This window comes from Nocardia niigatensis NBRC 100131, assembly GCF_000308655.1.
Taxonomy (GTDB): Bacteria; Actinomycetota; Actinomycetes; order Mycobacteriales; family Mycobacteriaceae; genus Nocardia; species Nocardia niigatensis.
Window position 1 is genome coordinate 14,188 of sequence record NZ_BAGC01000048.1, and the last position, 13,762, is coordinate 27,949.

The following is a 13,762-nucleotide window of genomic DNA, read 5'->3' on the forward strand; positions in this document are numbered from 1 at the left end:
ATGGACTAGACGGCCGCTGCGACAGGCTCGGTGGTCGTGTCGTAGGCCGAGACATCGAAGTGCTCGAGCAGGCTGCGGAACCGGAAGGTGAAGTCCGGCCACAGTGTGGTGTTGTTGCCGTGCTTGTCGAGATACCAGGAGGCGCAGCCGCCGGTGCTCCACACCGCACCTTCCAGTTTGCGCTGCAGGCCGGCGTTGTATTCATCCTGGATGTCCTTGCGGACCTCGACGGTGCGCAGGCCCAGCTTGTCGAACTGCGCGATGGCGTCGGAGATGTAGTTGATCTGCGATTCCAGCATGTACACCATCGAGGTGTGCCCCAGGCCCACGTTCGGGCCGAGCATGAAGAACATGTTGGGGTAGTTGTTGATGGCCGAGCCCTTGTAACCCTGCTGGCCGATGTCGTCGAAGACCTCGGAGAGCGAGCGGCCGTCGCGGCCGGCGACGACGTCGTAGACCGGCGAGTCGGTGACGTGGAAGCCGGTGGCCACGATGATGGCGTCGACCTCGCGCTCGGTGCCGTCCTTGGTGACGATGGAGCCCGGGCGGATCTCCTTGATCCCGTCGGTCACCACGTCGACATTGTCGCGACTCAGCGCCGGGTAGTACTCGTTGGAGATCAGCATGCGCTTGCAGCCGATGCGGAAGTTCGGGGTGACCTTGCGGCGCAGCTCCGGATCGCGCACCTCGGCGAACAGCTTGGCGCGGGCGATGGCCTCGAGGCCGAGCATGGCGGGCGGGAACTTGGCCAGCCCGACCACCTGGGTCTCGCGGGCGGCGTAGATGCCCGCGCGGTACAGCGAGCGCAGCGCCGGAATGTGCTTGAGCGCGAACTTCTCCGGGGCCAGGTATTCGCGGTCGACGCGGGGCAGCAGCCAGGGCGCGGTGCGCTGGTACACGTCGAGGTGCGCGACCTTGCCGGCGATGCTGGGGACGATCTGGATGGCGGAGGCGCCGGTGCCGATGACGGCGACGCGCTTGCCGGTCAGGTCGGAGTCGTGGTTCCAGCGGGCGGAGTGGAAGATCTCGCCCTGGAAGTCGTTGATGCCCTTGATGTCCGGCAGGTTGGGCTCGCAGAGCGCGCCGACGGCGGAGACCAGGATGTCGGCGGTGAAGGGGCCCTGGCTGGTCTGGATCTCCCAGCGGGCGTCCTCGTTGTTCCAGCGGGCGCCGGTCATCTCGCAGTCGAAGATGTGATTGTCGCGCACGCCGTACTTGTCGGCGACGCCCTGGATGTAGCGCTGGATCTCGGGCTGCTTGGAGAACGAGCGCGACCACTCCGGGTTCAGTGCGAAGGAGTAGGAGTACAGCTGCGACGGCACGTCGCAGGCGGCGCCCGGGTAGGTGTTGTCGCGCCAGGTGCCGCCGACATCGCTGCCGCGCTCCAGCACGAGGTAGTCGGTGCGTCCCTGTTGGCTCAGCCGGATGGCCAGGCCCAGGCCCGAGAACCCGCTGCCGACGATGATCACGCGGGAGTGCCGGACCGGCCGGTTGCCGACAGCTTTGTCTGTAACCTTGCGACTCATGTATCCGAGCGTAGGGTCTTATTGAGCAGGAGTCAACAGTATTGACTCACGTTCAGTAAGCCATGGCAAGATGACCTAAGGTTGGACCAATGACCAAGGAGCGCGCCGTGAGCAGCAGACCGGACAGCCGGGGCAAACGCGTGCGCCTGAGCCCGGCCGAACGCCGCGAGCAGTTGATCACGCTCGGCGCCCGCATGCTGCGCGAACGCGCCCTGGAGGACATCTCCATCGGGGAGATCGCCGAACAGGCCGGCATCTCACGCGGGCTGCTGTTCCACTACTTCCCCACCAAGCAGGATTTCCACCTGGAGATCGTCCGGCACGCCAATGCCGAACTGCTGGAACGCACCTCGCCCGATCCGAGCCTGGGCCTGTTCGACATGCTGCGCGACGCGGTCGAGCGCTACATCGACTACGTCACCGAGAACCGCACGTCCTACCTGGCCCTGCTGCGCGGTCCGGCCAGTGCCAGCCCCGAACTGGTCACCCTGGTCAACGCCACCCGCATGGCCCTGGTGGACCGCATCCTCGCCGAGGCCCCCCTGCCGATCGAGGACCCCGACCGGCCCCGCCTGGGCCTGGCCGTCCGGGGCTGGATCGCCTTCGTCGAGGAGACCACCCTGACCTGGCTCCGCGAGGAACCCATCACTCGCGACGATCTGGTCGACATGCTCGTCGCCTCCCTCCCGGCCCTGGCCCTCAGCGCGGACCTGACTGCGGCACTGCAGGAATGACGCGCGCGAGCTGAAGGACGGAGCTACGGGGTTCGGTACAGCTCGTCCCGGTCCGGCCACCTCCCCGTCACGGCGGCGACCATGAGCGCGGCCGCCACCGGACTGTGGACGCGGGTCAGCGTGCAGTAGAGCTCGTCGACCGGTGTACATCCGGACGGTATTTCGGGTGCCGACATCGGTCACACCTCCCGAGGGTTTTGCCCCAGATTCACGATGGGGAGACTTTTCGAGGGTGACACGGCGCTGCTGTAAGAACGCCTGAAAAATCAGGTCTCTCAGCAGGATTTCGCGAATCCCTAATCCAATTCCGCGAATCGGCGCAGCTTTTCGAGATCGCGGATATGGACGTGCCGGTTGTAGAGGCACACCAGGCCGGCGTCCTTCATCTCCCGCATCGCCAGTCCGACCGCGTCCACCCCGGCCCCGACGAGATTGCCCAGCTCCTCGTAGGACAGTCGCACGGTGATCTCCCATCCCGCTTCGGTCCGCCGCCCGCAGGATTCGACGAACTCGACCAGCAGCCGCGCGAGCCGGATCTGCACGTGGCAGCCGCCGAAGTCCAGGCGGCGCTGGTCGGACCAGGCCAGGCGATCCGCGAGCGAGCGGCACAGCACCAGCGAGCCGTCCTGATGGGATTCCAGAAATGTCATGAATATCGATCCCGGAATCCGGTGCGCGATGGTGGCCGTGCACACCGTCGCGGTGTTGGATCGCCGCGATTCCGGCACCAGCGCGCCGAGTTCGCCGATCACGTCGCCGCTGACCCGGATCGCGAACAGCTTGCCGTCGGCCGCGGTGATCTTCACGCATGCCGACAGCGTGCGATCCCGCGAGCGCAGCAGGTACACGGTGCTGCCGGGGTCGCCCTGGCGCATGAGCACCGTGCCCGGCGGGCAGTAGGTCTGCACACCGAGTTGGAGCAGGTCCTGGCGGCTGCGCGCGCACAGCCGTTCCATGAAAGTCCCCGTGGGCCAGGGCCAATCGCCCAGATGGCCGCCGTGTGGTGGGTTCACAGTCGTGTCCGGTTCCCGTACCGCTATGGAAAAGCTGCCCCGATCCATCCACGGTAGGCGAGCGAAACCGGTTGCGACGCAGTGGACGCCGAGGTGTTACGGATTCACGACCGGACCCCGCATCGGCGGCCGGGTGCGCGGCGGGGTCGGACGGCCGGTGCGCGCGCCGGTCAGAGCGAGTGGGCGTCGAGCCAGTCGCGGGCGACGGCGGAGGGGACGGCGCCCTGGTCGCGGACCATGTGGATCATGTCGGCGAGGTCGGTGGTGCCGAGTTCGCCGGCGACGTAGTTGAGTTTGCGGAGTTGCTGGTCGGTCAGGGCGGATTTGCGGATGACGGGGAGGACCATGGCGGCGCGGAAGGCGTAGTCGGGGTCGGCCAGCGGGGCGAGGTCGGCGCCGCCGTCGGTGCGGAAGGCGGGCGGGCCGGGCAGGACGGCCAGCTGGATCTCCCCGTCGGAGAGGGCTTTTCGCAGGTCCGTGTCGTTGGCGAAGGTGACGGAGTGGGTGATCGCGCAGTGGTAGACGGTGCGCAATGGGTCCAGGACGTCGCGCTGCGGGTCGAGCGGCGCGCGCTGGGCGTCCAGGGGCGCGCCGGTGTCGATGCCGAGAGTGAGCTCGGCACAGCGTGCGCCCAGGTCCGTCAGCGAGGACGGCATGCCGTCGGGACGCGAGACGGCGGCGACCACGGTGGGCCGCAGGTCGGTGCCGTCGGCGGGATCGGAGTCGACGACGCCTTCCGGAAGCGCCTTGGACAGTGCGGCATTCACCGCGTCCGGCTTGGTGGCGGTCGCGGTGGAGTCCAGGGCGGTCAGCAGATCTCCGCTGACATCGCCGAAGAGCGCGATCCGGTCGGCGTCGAGGGCCGCGAGCAGATCCGCGCGCTGCCCGATCCGACCCTCGACGCGGGTGCGCAGTCCGGTGCGGGCCAACGCGCCCGCGTAGATCTCGGCGATCATCATCGATTCCGCCGAATCCCCCGCGCCCACGGTCAATACCGACCCGGCGTCCGAGCTGCCGCAGGCCACCGCGGCCGCCGCGACCGCGACGACCAGCAGCGCCGGCCCGAACCGGGACCGCCGTGCGAGGCGAGGCCGGGTGGCGCGACGGTCGCGCGGTGCGGAGGAGTCTGTGCCGAACACGCGCAACAGTCTGCCGCCCCACCCCTCCCCCGCGCGCAACCGACCCGCGCGTGTGAATTTCGCGCAGCTCGAGCCGGGGGTTCCGGCGCCGGAAACGCCCCGGCAGGACGGCCCGACCCTATCCGCCAAATGCGCGAAACCAACCACGGGTAGGCAACGTTCGCGGGAAGACCCGGGCAATATGGACAGTTAGGTCTGTTTCAGGGGTGGCTGCCACCCCGCCCGCGCAGGCATCCCGCTCGGAAGGACGACAGTGCACTCGCTCATCTCCACGCGCGCCGACGGCAGGCGCACCGCCCGAACCGTACTCCGAATTCTGGCCGCGTCGGTGGCGCTGGCCGCGGCCATGGCGCTGTCCGCCTGTGGCGGCTCCACGTCCAATCCGCTCGGCGGTGGCGGCGACTGCGGTGGCGACGCCACCAAGCTGACCGTCGGCTCGGCCAACTTCCCGGAATCCGAGACGGTGGCCGACGTGTACGCGGAAGCGCTGCGCGCCAATGGTTTCAGCATCGACACCAAGCTCAATATCGGCAGCCGCGAAGCCTACGTCCCGGCGCTGAAGCAGTGCGCCATCGAGCTCATCCCCGACTACACCGGCAATCTGCTGCAGTACCTGGACAAGTCGAGCACCGCCACCACTCCCGACGAGGTGAACGCCGCGCTGACCAAGGCACTCGGCGATCAGCTCGCGATCGGCGCCCCCGCACCCGGTGAGGACTCGGACGCGGTCGTGGTCACCAAGGCCACCGCCGAGAGGTGGAATCTGACCAGCATCGCCGATCTGGCCGCGCACTCGGCCGAGGTGAAACTGGCCGCGCCCGCGGAGTTCTCCGAGCGTCCCGGCGGCCTGCCCGGTCTGAAGAAGAACTACGGCCTGGACATCGCGGCCGCGAACTTCGTGCCGATCGCCGACGGCGGCGGCCCCGCGACCGTGAAGGCCCTCACCGACGGCCAGGTCATCGCCGCCGACATCTTCACCACCTCCCCCGCCATCGCCGCCGACAACCTGGTGGTGCTGACCGACCCGAAGCACAACTTCCCGCCGCAGAACGTGGTGCCGCTCTACAACACGGCCAAGAAGAGCGACAAGCTGACGAAGGTGCTTAACGCGGTCTCGGCGAAACTGACCACGGCCGAGCTCATCTCGCTCAATACCGCGGTCTCCGGCAGCAGCAAGACCGAACCGGCCGCCGCCGCCAAGCAGTGGGTGGCCGCGCAGGGGCTCGACAAGCCGATCGTCTAGGAAGGCCCGAACACGGTGTCCGACATCGAATTCACCGGCGTCAGCAAGACGTACCCGGACGGCACCACCGCCGTCCACAGCCTCGACCTGCGTATCGAATCCGGGTCGTTCACCGTGTTCGTCGGGCCGTCCGGCTGCGGCAAGACCACCTCCATGCGCATGATCAACCGTATGATCGGCCCCAGCTCGGGGACGATCACCGTTGGCGGGCAGGACATCTCGCGCGTAGACGCGGTCGAGCTGCGACTCGGCATCGGCTACGTGATCCAGAACGCGGGCCTGCTCCCGCACCGCACCGTGGTCGACAATGTGGCGACCGTGCCGGTGCTGCGCGGGCAGTCCCGCCGCGCGGCCCGCAAGGCGGCGCTCGAGGTGATGGACCGGGTCGGCCTGGATCGCGGGCTGGCGCAACGCTATCCGGCGCAATTGTCCGGCGGGCAGCAGCAGCGCGTGGGCGTGGCCCGGGCGCTGGCCGCGGACCCGCCGATCCTGCTGATGGACGAGCCGTTCAGCGCCGTCGACCCGGTGGTGCGCACCGAACTGCAGAACGAGATGCTGCGCCTGCAGGCCGAACTGCACAAGACCATCGTCTTCGTCACCCACGACATCGACGAGGCCATCAAGCTCGGCGACCACCTCGCCGTCTTCGGGCCGGGCGGCTACCTCCAGCAGCACGATGTGCCCCGGACCGTACTCGCCCAGCCCGCCACCGATTTCGTGGCCGGCTTCGTGGGCCGCGATCGCGGCTACCGGGAACTGTCCTTCCGGGCCGCCGGCGCCGTTCCGCTGCACGAACTTTCGACGATCACCCCGGAGGAGGTCCCGGACATCCGCCTGGGGAAGGGCGAATGGCGGCTGGTCATCGACCGGGCCAAGCGCCCCATGGGCTGGATCGACACCACCGGCGTGGAGGGCGTGCGCGCCGGGCACGCGCTCGCCGACAGCATGGCCGCGGGCGGCTCGCTGTTCCCGGAGGGCGGCGACCTGCGCCAGGCCCTCGACTCCGCCATCTCCTCGCCTTCGGAAATCGGTGTGGCCATTGATGCTTCCGGCGCGGCGGTGGGCGCGATCTTCGCCCGCGACGTGCTCGAGCAGCTGCACCACCAGCGCACCGCCGAGGACGCCGAACGCAACCGGGTCTTCTTCGAGGAGACCAGGTGAGATACCTGATCGATAATTTCGACGAGATCGCCGGATACGCCCGCACCCATCTGTATCTGGCGCTGCTGCCGCTGTTGCTGGGCCTGGTGATCGCGATCCCGGCGGGCGCACTGGCGCATCGGGCGCGCTGGCTGCGGCGGGTCACCACCACTGCGGCCAGCGTCGCGTACACGATTCCGTCGCTGGCGCTGTTCGTCATCATTCCGCCGCTGCTGGGCATCGGGGTGATCGATCCGCTGAATGTGGTGATCGCCCTGACCATCTACTCGGTAGCGCTGCTGATCACCGCGGTCCCGGCCGCCCTGGATTCGGTGCCCGCCGACACCCTCGACGCCGCGGACGCCATCGGCTACCCGCGCTGGCGTCGGCTGCTCACCGTCGACTTCCCGCTCGCCCTACCGGTTTTCATGGCCAACCTGCGGGTCGTGGCCGTCACCAATATCTCCATGGTGACCGTCGGCGCGCTGATCGGCGTGGGCGGGCTCGGCAAGCTGTTCACCCAGGGCTATCAGCGCGACTACCCGGACGAGATCGTCGCGGGCGTCATCGTCGTGCTGGTGCTGGCGCTGATCGTGGACCGCGCGCTGTACCTGGTGGGCCGGGTGGCGACGCCGTGGCTGAAAGGACGTGCGGCGTGAACCTTTTCGTCGATGCCTGGCATTTCCTCACCACCGGCGCGAACTGGTCCGGCCCGGCCGGCATCGGGCGGCGCATCCTCGAGCATCTCTGGTACAGCCTGCTGGCCGTGGGCCTGTCGGCGGTGATCGCGGTGCCGATCGGCCTGCTGATCGGGCACACCCGGCGCGGCTCGGCGCTCATCGTCGGCTTCGCCAATTCCATGCGCGCACTGCCGACGCTGGGCGTGCTCACCTTCGTGGTGCTGCTCATGGGCCTGGGCTTGGCCCCGCCGCTGCTGGCGTTGCTGACGGTGGGCATTCCGCCGCTGCTGGCCGGCGCGTACGCGGGTATCGCGAACGTGGACCCGATCGTGGTGGACGCCTCGCGGGCCATGGGCATGAGCGAACCCCGGGTGCTGCTGCGGGTCGAGCTGCCCAACGCCCTGCCGGTCCTGCTCAGCGGCCTGCGCGCGGCCACCCTGCAGGTGGTGGCGACCGCGACCATCGCCGCCTACGTGAATCTGGGCGGGCTGGGCCGCTACATCTTCGACGGCATCAGCCTCTACCGCTACGACAAGGTGCTGGTGGGCGCGATCCTGGTGGCCGCGCTGGCGCTGACGCTGGATGGCCTGCTGGCGTTCGTGGTGTGGCTGAGCGTGCCGGGCACGGGCCGCCTGCGCCGTCTCACGGGCCGCTTCCAGAGCTCAGACCAAGGCCAGCCAGTCCGATATTGACCTCCGGTGTGATCGGGGTCACGATGTCTCGTGGCACACCCATCCCGAGACAGGAGGTTGCAGTGAAGGCTCGCGACATCATGCACCGGAGTGCGGAATGCATCCCCGCTGATGAAACCCTGGATCGCGCCGCACAGCTGATGCGCAACATGGACGTCGGCGCACTTCCCATCTGCGACGGTGACGCGTTGATCGGAATGCTCACCGACCGCGACATCGTCGTGCACTGCATCGCCATGGGCCACGACCCGAGCCGGGTCCGGGCCGGTGATCTGGCTCAGGGCCGCGTGTGGTCGGTGGACGTCGACACCGATCTGAGCACCGTCCTCGACGTCATGGAACAGAACCAGATCAAGCGCATGCCGGTGCTCAATATGCGCAAGGGCAACCAGCTGGTCGGCATGATCTGTGAATCCGACCTGGCCAAGAACATCGACGACAAGCAGCTGGCCGAATTCATCACTGCCATCGCGATCCCGCACTGACCCCGGAAGCGTCCCGGTTCGCAGCGGATTCACAGCCACAGGCCGGAGAATTGCCGCGTGCAACCGGGACGCATTCTTGTCATCGAAGACGCCGAGGCCATTCGGGCCGCGGTGGGAGCCGGTCTGTCCGCCGGCGGGCACGAAGTGCTCACCCGCGCGGACGGCCGCCTGCTGGAACAGGACCTGGCCCAGTTCCGGCCCGATGTGGTCGTCCTCGACGTGATGCTGCCCGGCCGCGACGGTTTCGCCCTGCTGGAATCGGTGCGGGCGCGCTCGGCGGCGGGCGTGGTCATGCTCACCGCCCGCGACGGCGTCGAGGACCGGGTACGCGGGCTGCGCGCCGGATCCGACGACTACGTGGTGAAGCCGTTCGACCTCATCGAATTGGTGGCGCGGGTGGACGCGCTGCTGCGGCGGATGGGAAAACTCCAGAGCCGCATCATGATCGGCGACCTCGAGGTGGATGTGGACGCCGGGAGCGCGCGGCGGGCCGGGAGCGAACTCACCCTCACCGCCACCGAGTTCAAGCTGCTGGCGTACCTGGCCGCACAGCGGGACCGGGTGGTCACCAAGACCCAGATCCTCACCGCCGTCTGGGGATACGAGGACTACGACCCCAATCTGGTCGAGGTGCACGTGAGCGCGCTGCGCCGCAAGCTCGAGGAACACGGTGAACGGGTGGTGCACACCGTGCGCGGGCTCGGCTACACGCTGCGGGTGCCGCGGTGAGAACGGTCTCGCTGCGTGTCCGCGTAACCCTCACGGCCGCACTGGTTTCCGGCATCGTGCTGGTCCTGGTCGCGTTGAGCGTGCACACGCTGTTCGGGCTGGTGGTGACCCGCAGCGAGAACACGGTGCTCACCGACCGCGCCCAGCTGGCCAGACAGCTCGCGCAGGAGGGGGTTTCGCCGGAGAACCTGATCGCCCGGGTCGACACGCATTCGGTGCGGGTCCGGCTGGTGCTGCCCGACGGGCACACCTACGGCAGCCTCGACCACCGGCTCGCGGAGGACAGCACCACCAAGACCCGCGTCATCAAACTCGCCGGGCCGGGCACCCTCAACGACGGCCGGCTCATCCTCCAGGTGGACACCCCACTGATCGCCCGGGTGCAGTCCCGGCTGGGATTTCTGCTGATCCTGGCCACCACCGGCGCCATCGCGGTGATCTCCCTCGGACTCTGGTTCGGGGTGCGGCGGGCGCTCGCGCCGCTGGACGCCATGACGCGGCTGGCCCGCGATATCGCACACGGGCACCTCGGCCGCCGTCTCGAACCCTCCCGCACCGACACCGAATTGGGCCGCACCGCAGCCGCTTTCGACGAGATGCTGGACGCGCTGGAGGGCGCGCTGCGCAATACCGCCGCCGCCGAGGCTCGTGCCCGCGCCTCCGAACAGCGCATCCGGGTGTTCGTCGGCGACGCCGCGCACGAACTGCGCACCCCCATCACCGGCGTGCGCTCGCTGGCCGAGGCCGTGTTCCAGCAGCCCGCGGACACCGATCCCGAGGACCGGCAGCGCATGCTGCTGCTCCTGGTCCGCGAGACGCAGCGGGCGGGCCGCCTGGTCGACGACCTGCTGGACCTGGCCCGTATCGACGCCGGCCTGCACCTGCGGCTCGAACCGGTCGACCTGCACACGCTGACCGCCACGCACCTGGATCGCATGCGAATGCTGCACCCGCACACCGAATTCCGGCTCACCGGTGCGGCCGTCACCGTGCCCGCGGATCCCGAGCGGATCACTCAGATCCTCACCAACCTGTTCACCAATGCCTGCCAGGCCATGAAGGACCACGGCAGCGTGACCGTCGACCTGCGCGAGCACGACGGCGTCGTGGACCTCGTCGTCACCGACTCCGGCCCCGGCATTCCGGCCACGGATCGCGAACGGATCTTCGACCGGCTGGTCCGTCTCGACTCCGCCCGCGACACTCGCCCCGACGGCTCCGGCCTGGGCCTGGCCATCGCGCGCGGCCTGGCCCGCGCCCACGGCGGCGACCTGACCTGCGCCGACCCCACACCTGGCGCAACCGGAGCGGTCTTCGTCCTCCGGCTGCCGCGCGGTGCCGGACCGACTCACCCGTCATTGCCCGAACGCGCCTGAAGATCACCGCCTGAGCGCGGCTGAAGATCACCTGAAGATGGCCGGCCGATTCAGGCCGCCTTCAGCTTGCCGGGGCAGATTCGGTGGGGAACCGAACCCACGAACCTGGAGTGAGAATGAAACGCACCCTTGCCGCGGTCCTCGCCGGGGCCGCCGGAGCGGCCGCCATCGCCCTGGCCGTGCCCGGCACCGCCTCCGCCGACACCCCGCAGTGCGGCCCCCAGGCCGCCGCCGCGGCCCACGCGGACGCCGCCCCCAAGGTGGCCGCCTACCTGGCGCAGCACCCGGACGTGGCCGCCGAGATCGCCAAGGTGAAGGCCCTGCCCAAGGACCAGCGCCGCGCCGAACTGAAGGCGTGGCGTCAGGCCAACCCGCAGGAGGCGCAGGACCTGAAGGCGGCCCGCCAGGCCGTCATCGACTATCACCAGGCCTGCGGCCGGCACAAGTAAGCCCGCACCACCGCGCATCCATGTCCCGCGAGCGCCCGCCACCGAGCCTCATCCCTCGCCTGCTCGGCCGCCGGGCGACTGCCCTCGCGAGTCGTGAGGCGCGGGCCCTGACCGGAGGGCGCCGATCCCTGGGATCGGCACCCTCCGGTCGCGTTTCGGGAGTTCCGCGGGGCGGCAGCCTGTCTCACACCGGGCGGCTACTGGACGTCGAGGTGGAAGGGATGTCGCCATCACCGGGCCCGCTTCGGATGCGGCCGCATCGCGGGCCGTTGATGCGCGGCAGGCCGGGCGGCAACGCCAGCACATCGATGGGCCGTGGCGGTGTGCTGGGCTGTTCCCCGCCCGAACCCGTACCCATCCCCCGCCGCCCTCCACGATGTGGTCTCGATTTTCATCGACGACCATGAAGCGTGCGGCCGGCACGAATAGGCGACCACCGAGTGCTGGCCCGGTCGAAATGTACTGAACCCGTCCGCGTTTCAGCAACGCCGCCCGATCGGTCAGGCGCGGCCCAGGTCGAACTTCCCCGTCCTGACCGCGCCGACGAAAGCATCCCACTGACCGGCGGTGAAAACGTGCGCCGGCCCGGCGGGATTCTTCGAGTCACGGACACCGACCCTGCCCCCGGCAAGGAATGCGGCCTCGACGCACTCCTTGCCGCCGCCCGACTTGCTGCTCTTGAACCAAAGCGCTTCGCGTAGTTCGTCGTTCACAGATACTCCCTTACTGCCTCACGCACCAGTTGCCTGCTGCTCATCTCGTCCAACGCTGCTCGCTGGAGAGTCCGGAAGGCGGATGCGTAGCTTTCGACGATGTCCGACTTCTCCGTGTACATGTCCGTCGAGAACCCCTCTCCGTACACAGTCGGCGGCTCGGCCGGATCGCCTCGATTGTCGAGCTTCGACTCGAGGATCACGAATGGACCGGTCTGACGACCCGTCGGCATTCCCGCGGAGAACGGGAGGACCCGGACGGAGACGTTGGGCCGGGTGCTGGCTGTGGCGAGATACTCAAGCTGGTTTGCCATTACCTTCGGCCCTCCAATGACTCTGCGCAAGACAGTTTCCCCGAGAATGACAGTGAACTGGATCGGGTTGACGTCACGGGTGATCGCGCGCTGCCGTCGGGCCTTCAACTCGAGTCTGCCGGCGAGCTTGCCCTCGTCGTCATCGGGATACGCGTCGCTGGTCAGGACCCGCGCGTAGGGGCGAGTCTGGAGCAGGCCGGGGACGAGGTCCGGCTGGAAGGACGTCACGATGCGGGCGTTGTATTCCATATCGACATACAGCCGGAAGTCTTCGGGGATAACCGAACCGAACTCGTGATACCAGCTCTTGACCGCCGCTTGCTGCGCCATCGCTCGTAGGGTGACCGCCCAGTGGTCGTCGACCTCGTACAGACTGATCAGCTTGTCGAGGTCGTGTATGCGAATCTTGGCCGTTTCACCGACCTCGATCCGCTGGAGAGTGCTTGTGCCCCACTCCATGACCTTCGCCGCCTGACTCAGCGTCAACTTCGCCGCCTCCCGCGCTTCGCGCAGGTACCGCCCCAGCTGGCGGCGTGTGAGGGTACTCGTGTTCTCGGGCATGGGTTTTCCCGTTCTGATGCCGTCGCAGTTCCCAGATTTCGCGGGCCTTGATTTCAGGATCGAGAAAATCGTCCCACCGACTTCGGGACGCGCGCTGGGGAAACAGGAAACTCGATCTGGTTTTCCAGTTTTCAGTTTTCATGCCGCAGGAACAGGGGTGAGCTTCGACGTAGACCACCCCGCTGCCGAGAGGACTCAGATGGTCATCTACCCGCCAACAGTCGAAGGATGGGTCGCGGACGGTTGCCACAACAGCCGCATCTGGCCCGTCAGTCGCCAACGTGCCGAAGGGATCCTGACAATCCACGGCACCTGCGAGCCGCCGTGTCCGCGCGCGGCGAGCGCCCGCAAGTATCTGGAGGAGGTGCGAGCCGATGCCCACATGCGCAGGCATGACCGGTGAGAGTCCAGTGGAGCGGCAGGCATGGCTGTACCGGGAGCTCTACGGTCTGCCCTGTCGGGTGTCCGGTGCCCAAATCACCCTGTCCGCCAGCGATGTCTGCGCGATCGAGGCGCCGTGCGCCCTGGCGGCGCTGATCGACGATGAGCTGTTCTGGAGCAAGAAGGTCACGCCGATCCTGAACGCCGGCACCGGCAGCCCCACCTTGATCCTCCTGGCCGCTCCCACCCCAGTCGACCCGACCCCCTGTGCCGCCACCCTCCGCCGCCGCGCGCAGTGCGAGTTCCTTCCGCCGGGAAGACAAATCACCCTCCCCGCTCCCCGCCCATCCACGACCTCACCCACCCTTCCCACTCCCCGCCCATCCGGGGCCACACCCACCCTCCCGGCTTCCCTCCCATCCGGGGCCATACCCGTCCTCCCCGAGCCCCTCCCATCCGTAACCTCGCCCACCCTCCCGGCTCCCTTCCCATCCGGGGCGACACCCGCCCTCCCCGCGCCCCTCGCTCCCGCCGACTCAGATCCTCACTGGTTCAGGTACCCCCAGTGCGAGACCCTCCAGCCCCTC

The 13,762-nt window shown here is 68.5% G+C and carries 16 protein-coding genes; 10 read left to right on the top strand and 6 right to left on the bottom strand.

The features are described from left to right. Positions 1-5: 5 nt before the first annotated feature. Positions 6-1,526 carry a flavin-containing monooxygenase gene (locus tag ON33_RS22890; RefSeq protein ID WP_040861116.1) on the bottom strand — a complete coding sequence of 507 codons (1,521 nt, stop codon included), beginning with the start codon at positions 1,524-1,526 and terminating at the stop codon, positions 6-8. A 107-nt stretch (positions 1,527-1,633) separates the two neighbouring features. Here ON33_RS22890 and ON33_RS22895 point away from each other — a divergent pair, with 107 nt between their 5' ends. Next, entirely contained in the window at positions 1,634-2,260 is a 627-nt protein-coding gene (locus tag ON33_RS22895; protein WP_040861204.1) for a TetR/AcrR family transcriptional regulator, read from the top strand. 23 nt (positions 2,261-2,283) lie between these two features. On the opposite strand, the gene ON33_RS41510 is transcribed toward ON33_RS22895, so the two are convergent. The 3 genes from ON33_RS41510 to ON33_RS22905 all read right to left on the bottom strand — a co-directional run bounded on the left by ON33_RS41510 (position 2,284) and on the right by ON33_RS22905 (position 4,412). Beyond that, positions 2,284-2,436 (bottom strand): hypothetical protein, encoded by a 153-nt coding sequence (locus tag ON33_RS41510; RefSeq protein WP_157184679.1) that lies wholly within the window; start codon positions 2,434-2,436, stop codon positions 2,284-2,286. A gap of 120 nt (positions 2,437-2,556) precedes the next feature. Next, entirely contained in the window at positions 2,557-3,216 is a 660-nt protein-coding gene (locus ON33_RS22900; RefSeq protein WP_051152668.1) for a Crp/Fnr family transcriptional regulator, read from the bottom strand. A 227-nt stretch (positions 3,217-3,443) separates the two neighbouring features. Then, positions 3,444-4,412 (bottom strand): glycine betaine ABC transporter substrate-binding protein, encoded by a 969-nt coding sequence (locus tag ON33_RS22905; protein ID WP_245550671.1) that lies wholly within the window; start codon positions 4,410-4,412, stop codon positions 3,444-3,446. Positions 4,413-4,665: 253 nt separating this feature from the next. Here ON33_RS22905 and ON33_RS22910 point away from each other — a divergent pair, with 253 nt between their 5' ends. From ON33_RS22910 to ON33_RS38445, 8 genes are all read left to right on the top strand, one after another. Next, positions 4,666-5,655 carry an ABC transporter substrate-binding protein gene (locus ON33_RS22910; protein WP_444543764.1) on the top strand — a complete coding sequence of 330 codons (990 nt, stop codon included), beginning with the start codon at positions 4,666-4,668 and terminating at the stop codon, positions 5,653-5,655. Between the two features lie 15 nt (positions 5,656-5,670). Next, positions 5,671-6,816 (top strand): ABC transporter ATP-binding protein, encoded by a 1,146-nt coding sequence (locus tag ON33_RS22915; RefSeq protein ID WP_040861117.1) that lies wholly within the window; start codon positions 5,671-5,673, stop codon positions 6,814-6,816. After that, positions 6,813-7,454 (top strand): ABC transporter permease, encoded by a 642-nt coding sequence (locus ON33_RS22920; protein WP_040861118.1) that lies wholly within the window; start codon positions 6,813-6,815, stop codon positions 7,452-7,454. Before ON33_RS22915 ends, ON33_RS22920 begins: the two co-directional genes overlap by 4 nt. Further along, positions 7,451-8,167: an ABC transporter permease gene (locus tag ON33_RS22925; protein ID WP_040861119.1), complete on the top strand. Its 717-nt coding sequence runs from the start codon at positions 7,451-7,453 to the stop codon at positions 8,165-8,167. Before ON33_RS22920 ends, ON33_RS22925 begins: the two co-directional genes overlap by 4 nt. Positions 8,168-8,229: 62 nt before the next feature. Further along, positions 8,230-8,652 carry a CBS domain-containing protein gene (locus tag ON33_RS22930; RefSeq protein WP_245550672.1) on the top strand — a complete coding sequence of 141 codons (423 nt, stop codon included), beginning with the start codon at positions 8,230-8,232 and terminating at the stop codon, positions 8,650-8,652. A 57-nt stretch (positions 8,653-8,709) separates the two neighbouring features. Further along, entirely contained in the window at positions 8,710-9,381 is a 672-nt protein-coding gene (locus tag ON33_RS22935) for a response regulator transcription factor (RefSeq protein ID WP_040861120.1), read from the top strand. Continuing rightward, positions 9,378-10,757 carry a sensor histidine kinase gene (locus tag ON33_RS22940; protein ID WP_040861121.1) on the top strand — a complete coding sequence of 460 codons (1,380 nt, stop codon included), beginning with the start codon at positions 9,378-9,380 and terminating at the stop codon, positions 10,755-10,757. The genes ON33_RS22935 and ON33_RS22940 overlap by 4 nt, the downstream gene beginning before the upstream one ends. A 116-nt stretch (positions 10,758-10,873) precedes the next feature. Continuing rightward, the gene (locus ON33_RS38445; RefSeq protein WP_051152670.1) at positions 10,874-11,206 is read left to right on the top strand and encodes a hemophore-related protein; all 333 of its coding nucleotides are present in this window, start codon (positions 10,874-10,876) and stop codon (positions 11,204-11,206) included. Positions 11,207-11,706: 500 nt separating this feature from the next. Here ON33_RS38445 and ON33_RS22950 read toward each other — a convergent pair whose 3' ends face one another. Beyond that, entirely contained in the window at positions 11,707-11,919 is a 213-nt protein-coding gene (locus tag ON33_RS22950) for a DUF397 domain-containing protein (protein ID WP_040861122.1), read from the bottom strand. Continuing rightward, positions 11,916-12,794, bottom strand: coding sequence for a helix-turn-helix domain-containing protein (locus ON33_RS22955; protein WP_040861123.1), 879 nt, complete (start codon positions 12,792-12,794; stop codon positions 11,916-11,918). The genes ON33_RS22950 and ON33_RS22955 overlap by 4 nt, the downstream gene beginning before the upstream one ends. Between ON33_RS22955 and ON33_RS41515 the strand changes: the two genes are divergently transcribed. Beyond that, entirely contained in the window at positions 12,793-13,197 is a 405-nt protein-coding gene (locus ON33_RS41515; RefSeq protein WP_157184680.1) for a hypothetical protein, read from the top strand. The two genes, ON33_RS22955 and ON33_RS41515, sit on opposite strands and share 2 nt — an antisense overlap. The last annotated feature ends 565 nt before the right edge of the window (positions 13,198-13,762 follow it).